This window comes from Streptomyces sp. NPDC030296 (assembly GCF_055572815.1).
The window spans coordinates 110,609-124,202 of the sequence record NZ_JBVICQ010000007.1 but is presented as its reverse complement, the minus strand read 5'-3'; the positions used below and the strand labels follow the sequence as shown (position 1 = coordinate 124,202).

At 70.3% G+C, this 13,594-nt stretch carries 12 protein-coding genes and 1 tRNA gene; 6 read left to right on the top strand and 7 right to left on the bottom strand.

The genetic code is table 11. The features are described 5' to 3' along the window. Positions 1–94: 94 nt before the first annotated feature. The 6 genes from ACZ4Z3_RS21230 to ACZ4Z3_RS21205 all read left to right on the top strand — a co-directional run bounded on the left by ACZ4Z3_RS21230 (position 95) and on the right by ACZ4Z3_RS21205 (position 4,478). Positions 95–1,084, top strand: a complete 990-nt coding sequence (locus ACZ4Z3_RS21230; protein WP_468502740.1) for an ABC transporter ATP-binding protein — start codon at positions 95–97, stop codon at positions 1,082–1,084. Further along, complete coding sequence (locus ACZ4Z3_RS21225) at positions 1,074–2,006, top strand: ABC transporter permease subunit (RefSeq protein WP_468502457.1); 933 nt, start codon at positions 1,074–1,076, stop codon at positions 2,004–2,006. Before ACZ4Z3_RS21230 ends, ACZ4Z3_RS21225 begins: the two co-directional genes overlap by 11 nt. After that, positions 2,003–2,914 carry an ABC transporter ATP-binding protein gene (locus ACZ4Z3_RS21220; RefSeq protein ID WP_055537331.1) on the top strand — a complete coding sequence of 304 codons (912 nt, stop codon included), beginning with the start codon at positions 2,003–2,005 and terminating at the stop codon, positions 2,912–2,914. Before ACZ4Z3_RS21225 ends, ACZ4Z3_RS21220 begins: the two co-directional genes overlap by 4 nt. Positions 2,915–2,924: 10 nt before the next feature. Continuing rightward, the gene (locus ACZ4Z3_RS21215; RefSeq protein ID WP_468502456.1) at positions 2,925–3,644 is read left to right on the top strand and encodes an ABC transporter permease subunit; all 720 of its coding nucleotides are present in this window, start codon (positions 2,925–2,927) and stop codon (positions 3,642–3,644) included. 172 nt (positions 3,645–3,816) lie between these two features. After that, positions 3,817–4,116: an SGM_3592 family protein gene (locus ACZ4Z3_RS21210; RefSeq protein WP_468502455.1), complete on the top strand. Its 300-nt coding sequence runs from the start codon at positions 3,817–3,819 to the stop codon at positions 4,114–4,116. Between the two features lie 278 nt (positions 4,117–4,394). Next, a tRNA-Ser gene (locus ACZ4Z3_RS21205) sits at positions 4,395–4,478 on the top strand. Between the two features lie 468 nt (positions 4,479–4,946). On the opposite strand, the gene ACZ4Z3_RS21200 is transcribed toward ACZ4Z3_RS21205, so the two are convergent. The 7 genes from ACZ4Z3_RS21200 to ACZ4Z3_RS21170 all read right to left on the bottom strand — a co-directional run bounded on the left by ACZ4Z3_RS21200 (position 4,947) and on the right by ACZ4Z3_RS21170 (position 13,493). Beyond that, on the bottom strand, positions 4,947–5,801 hold the full coding sequence (locus ACZ4Z3_RS21200; protein WP_468502454.1) for an HAD family hydrolase: 855 nt from the start codon (positions 5,799–5,801) through the stop codon (positions 4,947–4,949). Then, a complete protein-coding gene (gene serS, locus ACZ4Z3_RS21195) occupies positions 5,798–7,075 on the bottom strand; it encodes a serine--tRNA ligase (protein WP_468502453.1) in 1,278 nt (425 codons plus the stop codon). Before serS ends, ACZ4Z3_RS21200 begins: the two co-directional genes overlap by 4 nt. Before the next feature lie 555 nt (positions 7,076–7,630). Beyond that, on the bottom strand, positions 7,631–8,566 hold the full coding sequence (gene pheA / locus ACZ4Z3_RS21190) for a prephenate dehydratase (protein ID WP_468502452.1): 936 nt from the start codon (positions 8,564–8,566) through the stop codon (positions 7,631–7,633). A gap of 148 nt (positions 8,567–8,714) precedes the next feature. Then, positions 8,715–10,112, bottom strand: coding sequence for an iron uptake transporter deferrochelatase/peroxidase subunit (gene efeB / locus ACZ4Z3_RS21185; protein ID WP_468502451.1), 1,398 nt, complete (start codon positions 10,110–10,112; stop codon positions 8,715–8,717). Positions 10,113–10,120: 8 nt separating this feature from the next. Further along, complete coding sequence (locus ACZ4Z3_RS21180; protein WP_468502450.1) at positions 10,121–12,136, bottom strand: copper resistance CopC/CopD family protein; 2,016 nt, start codon at positions 12,134–12,136, stop codon at positions 10,121–10,123. A gap of 173 nt (positions 12,137–12,309) precedes the next feature. Then, a complete protein-coding gene (locus ACZ4Z3_RS21175) occupies positions 12,310–12,789 on the bottom strand; it encodes a copper chaperone PCu(A)C (RefSeq protein WP_468502449.1) in 480 nt (159 codons plus the stop codon). After that, the gene (locus ACZ4Z3_RS21170) at positions 12,786–13,493 is read right to left on the bottom strand and encodes an SCO family protein (protein ID WP_468502448.1); all 708 of its coding nucleotides are present in this window, start codon (positions 13,491–13,493) and stop codon (positions 12,786–12,788) included. The genes ACZ4Z3_RS21175 and ACZ4Z3_RS21170 overlap by 4 nt, the downstream gene beginning before the upstream one ends. Positions 13,494–13,594 lie beyond the last annotated feature (101 nt).

The following is a 13,594-nucleotide window of genomic DNA, read 5'->3' as shown; positions in this document are numbered from 1 at the left end:
CCTACGGGCCCGTACGACTCGAGGGTGACGTCGAGACAGCTCTGCGGGGTGACGACCGCGAAGGCTCCCCGGCCCTAATGTCGAAATCGTGACTGTGATCGCGACCGAAAGCCTGAGCAAGCGGTTCCCGAGGGTGACCGCTCTTGACCGGCTCTCCGTGGACATCGGACCCGGTGTGACGGGACTCGTCGGTGCCAATGGCGCCGGCAAGTCCACGCTGATCAAGATCCTCCTGGGTCTGTCCCCCGCCACGGAAGGCCGTGCCGAGGTGCTCGGACTGGACGTCGCCAGCAAGGGCGGCGCCATCCGCGAGCGCGTCGGTTACATGCCGGAGCACGACTGCCTGCCGCCCGACGTGTCGGCCACCGAGTTCGTCGTGCACATGGCCCGGATGTCGGGGCTCCCCCCGACCGCCGCGCGCGAGCGGACCGCTGACACCCTGCGCCATGTCGGCCTCTACGAGGAGCGGTACCGCCCGATGGGCGGCTACTCCACCGGCATGAAGCAGCGCGTGAAGCTGGCCCAAGCCCTGGTGCACGACCCGCAACTGGTCTTCCTGGACGAGCCGACGAACGGCCTCGACCCGGTCGGCCGGGACGAGATGCTCGGCCTGATCCGCCGCATCCACACCGACTTCGGCATCTCGGTCCTGGTCACATCGCACCTGCTGGGCGAGCTGGAGCGCACCTGTGACCACGTCGTGGTGATCGACGGCGGCAAGCTCCTGCGGTCCAGCTCCACGCGGGACTTCACCCAGAGCACGGCCACCCTCGCGATCGAGGTCACGGACACCGACGAGCACCCCGACGGCACCCTCGCGCTGCGCGAGGCGCTCCAAGCGCGCGGTGTGGCCGTCTCCGACGGCAGCGGCCTCCCCGGCGCCGGGCACATCCTGCTGCTCACCGCGCGGGGTGAGGAGACCTACGACCTGATCCGCGACGTCGTCGCCGATCTGGGCCTCGGACTGGTCCGCATGGAGCAGCGCAGGCACCACATCGCCGAGGTGTTCCAGGACGACGACGAGCAGGCGATTTCCCAGCGCACGCAGGAAGCCTGGAAGGAGGCGGTCGGCCATGGCGGTTGAGCAGACCCGGGCCCAGGCCCCGGCCGGTGCACAGCCCACACGCACCGGCGAACAGAGCCGAATCCACAACATCGGCTACCGCAGCTACGACGGGCCCCGTCTGGGCCGCGCCTACGCCCGCCGCTCGCTGTACGCGCAGTCCCTGCGCGGTGCGTACGGGCTCGGCCGTTCGGCCAAGTCCAAGGTGCTGCCGATGATGCTCTTCGCGGTGATGTGCGCGCCGGCGGCCATCATGGTGGCGGTCGCGGTCGCCACCAAGGCCAACGACCTGCCCATCAAGTACACCGACTACGCGATCATCATGCAGGCCGTCATCGGGCTGTACGTCGCCTCCCAGGCGCCCCAGTCGGTCTCCCTCGATCTGCGCTTCAAGACGGTGCCGCTGTACTTCTCGCGCCCGATCGAGACCTCGGACTACGTGCGCTCCAAGTACGCCGCGCTGACCTCGGCGCTCTTCATCATCACGGCCGTCCCCCTCGTCGTGCTCTACGTGGGAGCCCTGCTGGCCAAGCTGGACTTCACCGACCAGACCAAGGGCTTCGCGCAAGGACTGGTGTCCGTGGCGCTGCTGTCACTCCTCTTCGCCGGCATCGGTCTGGTGATCTCCGCGGTCACGCCTCGCCGAGGGTTCGGCATCGCCGCCGTCATCGCGGTCTTCACCATCTCCTACGGAGCCGTGTCCGTCGTCCAGGCCATCGCCGACGCGCAGTCCAGCAGTGACGTGATCCCCTGGCTCGGCCTCTTCTCGCCGATCACGCTGATAGACGGCGTGCAGACCGCCTTCCTGGGCGCCACCTCCGCCTTCCCCGGCGGGCACGGGCCGTCCGGCGGACAGGGGGTCGTTTACCTCCTCGTTGTCCTTGGTCTCATCGCGGGCTCCTACGGCCTGCTGATGCGCCGCTACCGAAAGGCCGGGCTGTGACCACGCTCAACATCGACCACGTCTCACGCTGGTTCGGCAACGTGGTGGCGGTCAACGACATCACGATGACCATCGGCCCCGGCGTCACCGGCCTCCTCGGCCCGAACGGCGCCGGGAAGTCCACCCTCATCAACATGATGGGCGGCTTCCTCGCCCCCTCCACGGGCACGGTCACTCTCGACGGCCGGCCGGTCTGGCGCAACGAGAAGATCTACAAGGACATCGGCATCGTCCCCGAGCGGGAGGCGATGTACGACTTCCTCACGGGCCGCGAGTTCGTCGTCGCCAACGCCGAGCTGCAGGGCCTGGGAGCGACGGCGGCCCAACGGGCGCTCGCCACGGTGGAGATGGAGTACGCACAGGACCGCAAGATCTCGACGTACTCCAAGGGCATGCGTCAGCGCGTGAAGATGGCGTCCGCCCTGGTCCACGACCCGTCCCTGCTGCTGCTCGACGAGCCGTTCAACGGTATGGACCCGCGCCAGCGCATGCAGCTCATGGACCTGCTGCGGCGCATGGGCGACGAGGGCCGATCGGTGCTGTTCTCCTCGCACATCCTCGAAGAGGTGGAGCAGTTGGCCTCCCACATCGAGGTGATAGTCGCCGGGCGGCACGCGGCGAGCGGTGACTTCCGGCGCATCCGGCGTCTGATGACCGACCGGCCGCACGTCTATCTGGTGCGTTCCAGCGACGACCGGGCCCTGGCCGCCGCGCTGATCGCCGACCCGTCGACCGCCGGCATCGAAGTGGACCTGACCGAGGGCGCGCTGCGCATCCAGGCCGTCGACTTCGGACGGTTCACCGCTCTGTTGCCGAAGGTCGCCCGGGACCAGGGCATCCGTCTGCTCACGGTCTCGCCGTCGGACGAGTCCCTCGAGTCCGTGTTCTCGTATCTGGTCGCGGCGTAGGAGGCCGAAGATGTACGACCCCACAGTCGCCCGGCTCACCTACCGGGCCCTGCTCGGCCGCCGTCGGGCTCTCATTCTCGCCGCGCTGCCGGTGCTGCTGCTCGTGATCTCCGCGGCCGTACGCGGTCTCAGCGGAGCCGACGACCAGGTCGCGGCCGACCTGCTCGGTGGGTTCGCCCTCGCCACCATGGTGCCGATCATCGGCGTCATCGCGGGGACGGGCGCGATCGGGCCTGAGATCGACGACGGTTCGGTGGTGTATCTGCTGGCGAAGCCGGTGAAGCGGTCGACGATCATTTTCACGAAGCTGATCGTGGCGATCGCCGTGACCATGGCTTTCTCGGCGATACCGACGTTCGTCGCGGGCCTGATCCTGAACGGCAACGGGCAGCAGATCGCGGTCGCCTACACGGTCGCGGCGCTGGTCGCCTCCATCGCGTACGCGGCGATGTTCCTGCTCCTGGGCACGGTGACCCGGCACGCGGTGGTCTTCGGGCTGGTCTACGCGCTCGTCTGGGAGGCCCTGTTCGGGTCGCTGGTGGAGGGAGCGCGCACGCTCAGTGTCCAGCAGTGGTCCCTCGCCGTGGCCCAGAAGGTCACCGACGGAGACCTCGTGACCTCCGAAGTCGGACTGTCCACGGCGGTGATCCTGCTGACGGTCGTCACGGCCGGGGCCACCTGGTACGCGGGACAGAAGCTGCGGACGCTGAAGCTGGCCGGCGAGGAGTGACGCGACCCTCCGGGGAGGCGGCCGCGGACGCCCTGTGGGGCCCGCAGCCGCCTCGGTGGGCCTCTCCGCGGGCTTGACGGAGGCTTCACACGCGTCCCGGCACACTGGGCAAGGGGTGCGAAGCGGTAGGAGACGGCCAGGAAGGGCGGCCAGGAGGCAGGAGGGCACGGGGATGGCGGCTGAAGTCACACCCGACGAGGGCGAGGGGCAGGACATGGCGTCCAGGGGCGGTTTCGAGGTGGCGTCAGGGGCCGCAGGCCCGAGCCGCGACGAGTCGGCGGGCTGGGACGACCTCGTGCTGGATGAGGACTTCATACGGTCCGCGGAGACCGCCGAGCCGTCGGCGAGGGCTCGGATGCTCGCGGCGCGTTGGCGGGAGCAGGCGCCCGATCCCCAGCCGTGGCGGTCGGACGAACCGCCCGCCGGGTGGTTCTTCAGCAAGGCACGCCGGCGCAAGTGGCGTCGCCGCTGACCGTTCCACGGCGGGACGGGCGCGGTCGATATTCGGTGGCGGACAACTCGGGCGCCAGGCAGAGTGGTTGGTGTTCAGGCCGCCGGATCGAGGCGGTCCCACGTTCTGGGAGAGGAGCCCGGCGATGCTGTTCATCAGGCGCAGTACGTCGAGTTCCCGACAGGGCAGTCGGCGGCGGAGTCCGGAGTAGTTACCCCTCCGTCGAGTTCGCGCCGCAAGGGAACTGCCCGGGGCGGCCGCTTCGAGCACGCGAATCCCTTCGCGTGGGCCGCCCACCCGGAGGATTGGCCGAGTGGTAAGGCACCGGCTTGCTAAGCCGTGGTCGGGTTCTGCCCGCGCACGTTCGAATCGTGCATCCTCCGCAGGGTCGCTGTCGCTGTGACTTGGTCGAGTACTGGGGCTGGGGGCGTGAGTGAGAGGCCCTCGGTGCTGGTGCTCGACCTAGAGTCGCTGGTCGCTGTTCGGGACCCCATGGATGAGCCCGTCAGGGGGTGCCCCGACTGGGATGTGGCCGGCACCGCTGGCGCGTGGGACGCCTGGTAGTGGCCCGCCTGGCAATGCGGCGCCTGGTGGTTGGGCTGGTCTGCCATGCGGTGCGCTCGCGTCCGTGAGGCACCGGTCCCGGGCACAAGGTGCCGGGGTCGCAGGGCACCGTTCCCCGAACCGCCAGGCACCGGACCCGAACCTCAAGGCCCCGGTCGCCGAGGCTTCCGGACCTCACGCCGAGGCCGCACCTCCCCAGCCACCGCCCCGTAAGCCACCGCCCCGTAAGCCACCGACCGGCACCACCGCCTCCCCAGCCTGGGTGATCCGAAGGGCGCCGCGGGTCTTCAGCTGTTCAGCAGGCGTTCCAGGACCTCGGCGATGCCGTCGGCTTCGTTGGAGGAGGTCACCTCGTCGGCGATGGACTTGAGGGTGGGATGGGCGTTGGCCATGGCGACGCCGTGGGCGGCCCAGGTGAGCAGGGGGATGTCGTTCGGCATGTCGCCGAAGGCGATCGTGTCGGCGGCCTTGGCCCCGAGGCGACGCGCGGCGAGGGAGAGCCCGGTGGCCTTGGTGAGGCCGAGGGGGAGGAGTTCGACGACGCCCTCGCCGGCCATGGCCACGTTGACGAAGCCGCCGGCTGCCCGCTGGGCGGCTTCGGTGAGTTCGTCGGTGGTCAAGGTGGGGTGCTGTAGGTAGATCTTGTTGAGCGGCGCCGACCAGAGGTCGGACACCTCCGTGAACGGGACCGTGGGCAGGGAGCCGCGGAAGGCGTAGCCCGGGCCCGCCAGCAGCTCGCCGTCCAGGCCCGCGCGGCTGGCGGCCAGGTACAGCGGGCCGACCTCCGCCTCGATCTTGGCGAGGGCCACCGCAGCGAGCTTCCGGTCCAGGGTGACCGCCGTGAGGAGCCGGTGCTCCCCGGCGTCGTACACCTGGGCGCCCTGGCCGCAGACGGCCAGGCCGCGGTAGCCGAGGTCGTCGAGGATGTGGCGGGTCGACGGGACGGCCCGGCCAGTGACGACGATGTGGGCGGCGCCCGCCGCTGTGGCCGCGGCGAGCGCCTCACGGGTGCGCTCCGAGACCGAGTCGTCGGAGCGCAGGAGCGTTCCGTCGAGGTCGGTCGCGATCAGCTTGTACGGGAAGCCCGAGGGCGCGGAGAGAGCCCCTGCGGGCGCTTCCCCGGTGGCAGCCGCGTCGCTCACTTGGTGACCGGCTCCAGGACCTCGCGGCCGCCCAGGTACGGGCGCAGGACCTCGGGGACACGGACGGAGCCGTCGGCCTGCTGGTGGTTCTCCAGGATCGCGACGATCGTGCGCGGGACGGCGCACAGCGTGCCGTTGAGCGTGGCCAGCGGGCGGACCTGCTTGCCGTCACGGATGCGGATCGACAGCCGGCGGGACTGGAACTCGGTGCAGTCCGAGGTCGAGGTCAGCTCGCGGTACTTGCCCTGGGTGGGGATCCACGCCTCGCAGTCGAACTTGCGCGAGGCCGAGGAACCGAGGTCGGCGGAGGCGACGTCGATGACGCGGAACGGCAGTTCCAGTGACGTCAACCACTGCTTCTCCCACTCCAGCAGGCGCTGGTGCTCGGCCTGGGAGTCCTCCGGGGTGACGTACGAGAACATCTCCACCTTGTCGAACTGGTGGACGCGGAAGATGCCGCGGGTGTCCTTGCCGTGCGAACCGGCCTCACGGCGGAAGCACGGCGAGAAGCCGGCGTAGCGCAGCGGGAGGCGGTCGGCGTCGATGATCTCGTCCATGTGGTACGCGGCGAGCGCCACCTCGGAGGTGCCGACCAGGTAGAGGTCGTCCTTGTCCAGGTGGTAGACGTCCTGGGCGGCCTGGCCGAGGAAGCCGGTGCCGGCCATCGACTGCGGGCGGACCAGGGCGGGGGTCAGCATCGGGGTGAAGCCGGCCGCGGTGGCCTGGGCCATCGCCGCGTTGACCAGGGCCAGTTCCAGGAGGGCGCCGACGCCCGTCAGGAAGTAGAAGCGCGAGCCCGAGACCTTGGCGCCGCGCTCGGTGTCGATGGCGCCGAGGAGCGTGCCCAGCTCCAGGTGGTCCTTGGGCTCGAAGCCCTCGGCCGTGAAGTCGCGGATCTCGCCGTGCGTCTCCAGCGTGACGAAGTCCTCCTCGCCGCCGACGGGGACGTCGGGGTGGACGAGGTTCCCGAGCTGGAGCAGGAGTTCCTGGGTCTCGGTGTCGGCGGCGTCCCGCTCGGCGTCGGCGGCCTTGACGTCGGCCTTGAGCTGCTCCGCGCGCTTCAGCAGCTCGGCCTTCTCGTCGGCGGTGGCCTTGGGGATCAGCTTGCCGAGCGACTTCTGTTCGGCGCGGAGCTCGTCGAAGCGGACGCCGGAGGACCTGCGCCGCTCGTCGGCAGACAGGAGAGCGTCGACGAGCGCGACGTCCTCTCCACGGGCGCGCTGGGACGCGCGCACACGGTCGGGGTCCTCACGGAGCAGGCGAAGGTCAATCACCCCTCAAGGCTACCGGGGAGTGCTTCCGCCCCACGACTCGGAATTGAGGTACGGCGCCGTGGCGGCGATTTGCGTGAAATGTCCACCGCGTTCATGCGGTGGGTGGACGTCAATGAATTGTGGGCCGATTCCCTGAAAGGAGGCGCGAAGATGGCCTTTGGTTGACTGGATTCGCTTGTGGCGCGCGGGACTTGGGCTCGATCGTCCACAGGGATCCACCGTGCGGAAAAGTTATCCACAGGCTGTGTGAAAGATCTGTGGACGGTCGAGAAGATCGTTTCGGAAGACGGGCGTCGAGTTCAGGATTCCCGACTCAAACCGTCCTCACGCCCACGTTCGAGTGGATTCATGGGGGAATGGGTCGCTCTAAAGGATTGCCCCGGGGAAACGCATGGGCGAAGAGTGATCTACGGGGGTGTGGACAGGGTGCGGCTCCGTAAGGGGATTTGTCGACTGCGTGGCACTGCGCTGTCGACTTGTCCCCAGATCGAGAAGCCCACCTGTGGATAACTTCTGTGGACAAAGAAAATAGGCAGGTAGGACCGGCCGCGTGGCCTAGAACCGACCGTCCTGGCAGCGGGCCACCCAGTCCGCGGCGGAGACGAACTCGGCGTCCGAGGTCCCCGGCAGCGTGGGCCGCATCTCCGCCACGGCGGCGTCGGCACGCGGGTACGAGCCGAGGAAGCGCACCTGGAGGCAGACCCGCTTGAGGCCCATCAGCGCCTCGGCCACCCGGCGGTCGGAGATATGGCCCTCGGCGTCGATGGCGAAGCAGTAGTTGCCGATGCCCTCACCGGTCGGGCGGGACTGGAGCAGCATGAGGTTGACGCCGCGGACGGCGAACTCGCCGAGCAGATCGCGCAGACCACCGGGGTGGTCGTCGCGCTGCCAGATGACGACGGAGGTCTTGTCGGCGCCGGTCGGGGCGGCGGGCCGGGCGGGGCGGCCGACCAGGACGAACCGGGTCTGGGCATTCTCCGCGTCGTGGATCTCCGTCTCCAGTGCCTCCAGGCCGTACCGCGAGGCCGCGAACTCGCCGGCGAAGGCGGCGTCGTAGCGGCCCTCCTGGACGAGCCGGGCGCCGTCGGCGTTCGAGGCGGCGGACTCCCAGACGACGTCGGGGGGCAGGTTGGCCTTCATCCAGTTGCGGACCTGCGGCTGGGCGGCCGGGTGCGCGGTGACCGTCTTGATCTCGGAGAGCTTCGTGCCCGGGCGGACCAGCAGCGCGAAGGTGATCGAGAGCAGCACCTCGCGGTAGATCATCAGCGGGGCGCCGGCGACCAGTTCGTCGAGGGTGGTGGTGATACCGCCCTCGACGGAGTTCTCGATCGGGACGAAGGCGGCCTCGGCCTCGCCGGTACGGACGGCGTCGAGGGCGGCGGGGACGGACACCATCGGGACGAGCTCGCGGGTCGCGGACTCCGGCAGCGTGCGCAGGGCGACCTCGGTGAAGGTGCCCTCGGGGCCGAGGTACACGTAGCTGGCTGGCATGACCTCACCCTAATGGGCCTGCGCGGGGACGGCGCACGACTACCGTCCACACCACCCCCGCGAGCGACGCCGACCCCGGAGCGCCCCCACCGCGGGCCCGGCACCGGACCTCGGCAGCACGTGAGCCCCGCACCCCGGCGCCGCCCCGCTACCCCTCCAGCAGCCGCTGGCCCACGTACTCGCCTTTCGCCGCGCCGCCCGGCACCGCGAAGAGGCCGCTGGACTCGTGGCGGATGAACTTGGAGAGGGCGTCGCCGCGGTCGAGTTTGCGCTGGACGGTGACGAAGCCGCGGAGCGGGTCGGCCTGCCAGCAGACGAAGAGCAGGCCCGCGTCGGGGACGCCCTTCCCGTCGATGCCGTCGTGGAAGGAGAACGGCCGGCGCAGCATGGCCGCGCCACCGTTCTGGTCGGGGCGGCTGATCCGCGCGTGCGCGTTGATCGGGACGAGCAGATCACCCCGAGAGTCGGTCTTCTCCAGGTCCATCTCCGTCGTCTCCGTCGCCTTCGCGCCTCCGCTCAGGGGAGCGCCGTCCGACTTCCGCCGCCCGATGACGTTCTCCTGCTCCTTCAGCGACAGCTGTTCCCAGTCGTCGAGGAGCATGCGGATACGGCGTACGACGGCGTACGAGCCGTTCGCCATCCACGCCGGCTCGCCGGACGCCCCCGACGCGGGTACGAAGATCCGCTCGTCGAAGTCGGGCTCGGTCGGCTTGGGGTTGCGTGTGCCGTCGATCTGGCCCATCAGATTGCGGGCCGTCATGGGGTGCGCCGTGGCCCCCGGCGAACGGTTGAAGCCGTTCATCTGCCAGCGCACCCGGGCCGCGCCGCCCGCGTCCTTCTGAATCGTGCGCAGGGCGTGGAAGGCGACGAGGGCGTCGTCGGCGCCGATCTGCACCCACAGATCGCCGTTGCTGCGTGCCCTGTCCAGCTGGTCCGAGGAGAAGTCCGGCAAGGGGTCCAGCGAGTCGGGGCGCTGCTTCTCCAGCCCCGTCCGGGCGAAGAAGCTGTGCCCGAATCCGAAGGTGACCGTCAACGAGGAGGGCCCGGCGTCGCGCGCCACCCCCGTGTCGTCCTGGGCCGCGGCCTCGCCCGCCATCAGCCGCCGGGCCGTCTCCGACCAGCGGCGCAGCAGCGCGGCCGCCTCCTTGCGGCCCGCCCCGGCGGCCAGGTCGAACGCGACGAGGTGGCCGCGGGCCTGGAGCGGCGTGGTGATCCCCGGCTGATGTTTCCCGTGAAACATCACCTCTCCCGCCCCGAGGGAGGAGAGCGGGGCGACCTCGTCCCCGGAGGCGGACGAGGACGACGCGTCGGACGAGAACGAGGACCCGGCCGCGTATCCGACGGCTCCCCCGGCCGCGCCCAGGGCGAGACCGGAGGCACCGGCGGTACCGAGCAGACGGCGTCGCGAGATCGCTCCCCCGAAGGGGGCGCCCTCGGAGCCCTTGGCGGGCCCGCCCTCGGAAGAGGTGGCCTTGGCGGGGACGCCGTCGGATGGGGCGTCGGACGGGACGGTGGTGGACGGGACGGTGGTGGGCTGGTCGGTCATGGTGCGGTTCAGCCGATCTTCGCGTTCTTGCTCACGGTCACCTGGTCGATGTCGGACGTGCGCACGGTGACCTCGATGTTCCAGTCGCCCGCCATGGGGATCTGCACGCCGTCGGCCGTCCAGTGCCCGGTGGCGATGTGGTCGGGCACCACGGGCAGGGGGCCGATGTCCTTGGCCTCCAGGGTGAAGGCGACCTTCACCTCGGGGATGTCGTGGGCCTTGCCGTCGGGGCCCTGGACGTAGACGTGCATCTCGTTGGCGCCGACGCGCGCCGGGTCGATCTCCAGCCGGACGACGCCCTTGCCGTTCTTGCCCCCGGTGTCGAACGACATGTCGAGCGCCAGTGCCCCGGACTGGGTGTCCGGCGCGACGGCCGCGTTGGCCGCCTTGGCCTCCTCCACCGTGCGGCCGGGCTCGGTGGAGGTCAGGGCCGTGGTGACGGCGAGGAGGACGACGGCGACGCCGGCCTCCGCGAGCACCGACCGACGCAGGCCCCGCCGACCCGGATCGGCGTCCCGCAGCCGCTTCTCGCGCGCGCTGGCCATCGCGACCCGCTGCCGGGCGAGCTGAGCGGCCCGCTCGGGGTCGTCGCGACCGCCATCGCCGCCGGCAGCCGCGCTTGCGCCACCGTCGGCGCCATCGCCGCCGACACCCGCGCCCGCGCCGTCGTGGGCGCCATCGGCCGTGGTCTTCTCCCGGTCCTCCTCCTTCGCCGCCGGGGCCTCCGCCAGCTGGGCGGTCCACCGGCGGGAGATCCACGCGATGCCGACCAGCACGGCGACCAGGCCGATCTTCACCAGCAGCAACTGCCCGTACGACGTGCCGGTCAGCGCCGACCAGGTGCCGACCTGCCGCCAGGACTGGTAGATCCCGGTGGCCGCCAGCACCAGCACGCTGCCGAACGCGACCCGCGAGAACCGGCGTACGGCCGCGGTCTCGATCTGCGCGTCGGCGGGGGCCCGGAACAACGCGACGAGCAGCGTCGCCAGACCGCCCAGCCAGGCGGCGACCGCCAGCAGGTGCAGGATGTCGAGCGGCATCGCGAGGCCCGCCTGGAGACCGGTCGAGGCGTGCTCGGCCATCGCCCAGCTCGCGGCGAGCCCGGCGGCCACGACGCCACCGCCGATCGCCAGCCCGAAGGTGAGGTCGCGGTGGTAGGAGCCGTCGTCGGGGTCGGAGAGCTCGTCGTCGTCCTCGGAACCGGCTCCGTCCGGTCGGTCCGTCTCCGTACTGCCCGATTCCGCGCCGTCTGCCTCCCGGACCTCCTCCTCGTCCCGTCGGGCGTACGCGCCGAAGAGGACCGCGATGAAGAGGGCCGCCGCGGCGAGCAGCAGCAGACGGGAGATGAGGGCGGCGCCCGTCTTCGTCTGGAGGACATCGCTGAGCAGGTCCAGGTCGACGACGTCGCCGAGCTTGCCGGAGCCGGTGTACGAGCCGCGCAGGAGCAGCATGGCGAGGGTGGCCACGGCGAGCGTGAGCCACCCGGAGACCACGAGCCGCTGCACGGGTCGTACCCCGGCCCCGCGCTGCCAGCAGGCCAGGACGAACGCGGCACCGCCGACCAGCAGGATGAAACCGGCGTACGACAGATAGCGGGCGAACCCGTAGAGCCCGCCGACCACCCCGCCCCCGGCCTCCTGGCCCGGCACGGGCACCGTCGTCTTCGAGGGTGCCCCCACGGAGAAGGTGAAGGCGCCGGAGACGGGGTGGCTGTCCGCCGAGACCACCTGGTAGGTGACGGTGAAGGTGCCGTCGGGCTGTCCGGGGCGCAGCTTCACCCCGTAGCTGTTGCCGCCCAGGTCGGCGACGTCACCGGTGTCGACCTGCTTGCCCTTGGGGTCGTACACGCGCACCGAGCCGTCGGACGTCGCGACCTTCTCGGAGAAGGTGAGCGAGATCTGGGACGGCGCCTCCTGGACCACGGACCCCTGTTGCGGGTCGCTGCCGGTGAGCGCGGCGTGCGCGGAGACCGGCACGGCACCGGCGAGCACCGCCGCGACCGTGGCGAGCAGCAGCAGAAGCAACGCCCTCAGCCGGTGCGACGACGGCGAAGCACCACCGGCCGACCGTCTCGCGACACCGGACTGCCGCACGCCCTCCGACCGCGTCGCCGCGCCGGACCGCCGTACCTCACTGGACGGTCTCGGCCGGCGCGACGGCCGCAACCCGTTCAAGGGCCTCAACGGGGTTCCCTCCCTCAGTGACCGGTCGTCGGCTGGTACGTCGCCGATTTCACGGGCATCTCGACCGTGATGGCCTTGGACTTGGTGAAGTTCAACCGCAGGGACACCGTCTCGCCTTCCTTCGGCTTGCGCTTCAGGTTCTCGAACATCAGGTGGTTTCCGCCGCTCCGGAGGACGAGTTCGCCACCGGCGGGGACCTTCAGCGCCGAGACCTGCTTCATCGCCTGCCCGGCCGTCCGGTGGACGGTGACGTCCTGAGCGAGGTCACTGGTCACGGAGGTCAGCTCGTCCGCCGCGCCGCCCTTGTTCTCGATGACGAGGTATCCGGCCGCCATGGAGTCCGTGACCGGCTGCGGCATGTACGCCGCCTTCACGGACAGCTCGGCCGCGGAGGAGCCGGAGGAGCCCGACAAGCCGCACCCGGTCAGCACGATCCCACCGGCCGCGATCCCACCGGCCACGAGCACAGCGACCCCGGCCGCACGCACCCTCACGGCTTCGCGCCCTTCAGCAGCTTCGGCAGGTCCTTCTCGTAGTCCTGCACGGTCGCGCTCTTGTCGTACAGCACATAGCCCGCGTCGGTCTTCGGTGAGAACGCGATGACCTGGGTGCCGTGCTCCGAGACGGTCTTGCCGTTCTTGTCCTTGGTCGGCGGGGCGATGGAAATGTGGAGCTCGAGCGCGCCGGCCTGGATCTTGTCGAAGTCGCCGGTCAGGCCGACGATCTCGGGGTCGATGCCCTTGAGCCACTTGCCGAGCTCAGCCGGGGTGTCCCGCTCCGGGTCTGTGGTGACGAAGACGATCCGGAGGTTCGCCAGCTCCGACTTCGGCAGCTTCTTCGCGACCTCCTTCTTCGCGACCGCGATGTTGTTCATGGTCAGCGGGCACACGTCGGGGCAGTTGGTGTAGCCGAAGTAGATCAGCGTCGGCTTGCCCTTGGTCTCCTTGCGGAGGTCGTACGACTTGCCCTCGGTGTCGGTGAGCACCAGGTCCGGCTTGACGAACGGCTGGTCGAGAACCGTGGACGCCTTGGTCGGTCCGGTCTCGGAGACCTCGGCGACGGACGTCGTGGACGCGTCCTCGCTGCCGCAGGCGGAGAGACCGAGGACGGCCGCGACGAGCAGGGCACCGGCCGCGTACGTCTGCCTCGTCCTCCTCCTGTTCTTCATGTTCTTCGTGATCTTCTTATTCGTGTGCATATGAAAATGTCCCAGATGGTTTGAGCCCCGGCGCGCCCCGGGCGGGCGCCGCTGCGGCGGACACACATGCCGTACGACGACCGCGTGCGCGCCGGGGACGG

Coding starts and splice junctions, on each gene's coding strand:
- ACZ4Z3_RS21225 (WP_468502457.1), top strand. CDS start 1,074: ATGGCGGTTGAGCAGACCCGGGCCCAGGCCCCGGCCGGTGCACAGCCC.
- ACZ4Z3_RS21215 (WP_468502456.1), top strand. CDS start 2,925: ATGTACGACCCCACAGTCGCCCGGCTCACCTACCGGGCCCTGCTCGGC.
- ACZ4Z3_RS21210 (WP_468502455.1), top strand. CDS start 3,817: ATGGCGGCTGAAGTCACACCCGACGAGGGCGAGGGGCAGGACATGGCG.
- pheA (WP_468502452.1), bottom strand. CDS start 8,566: ATGCCAGCCAGCTACGTGTACCTCGGCCCCGAGGGCACCTTCACCGAG.
- efeB (WP_468502451.1), bottom strand. CDS start 10,112: ATGACCGACCAGCCCACCACCGTCCCGTCCACCACCGTCCCGTCCGAC.
- ACZ4Z3_RS21170 (WP_468502448.1), bottom strand. CDS start 13,493: ATGCACACGAATAAGAAGATCACGAAGAACATGAAGAACAGGAGGAGG.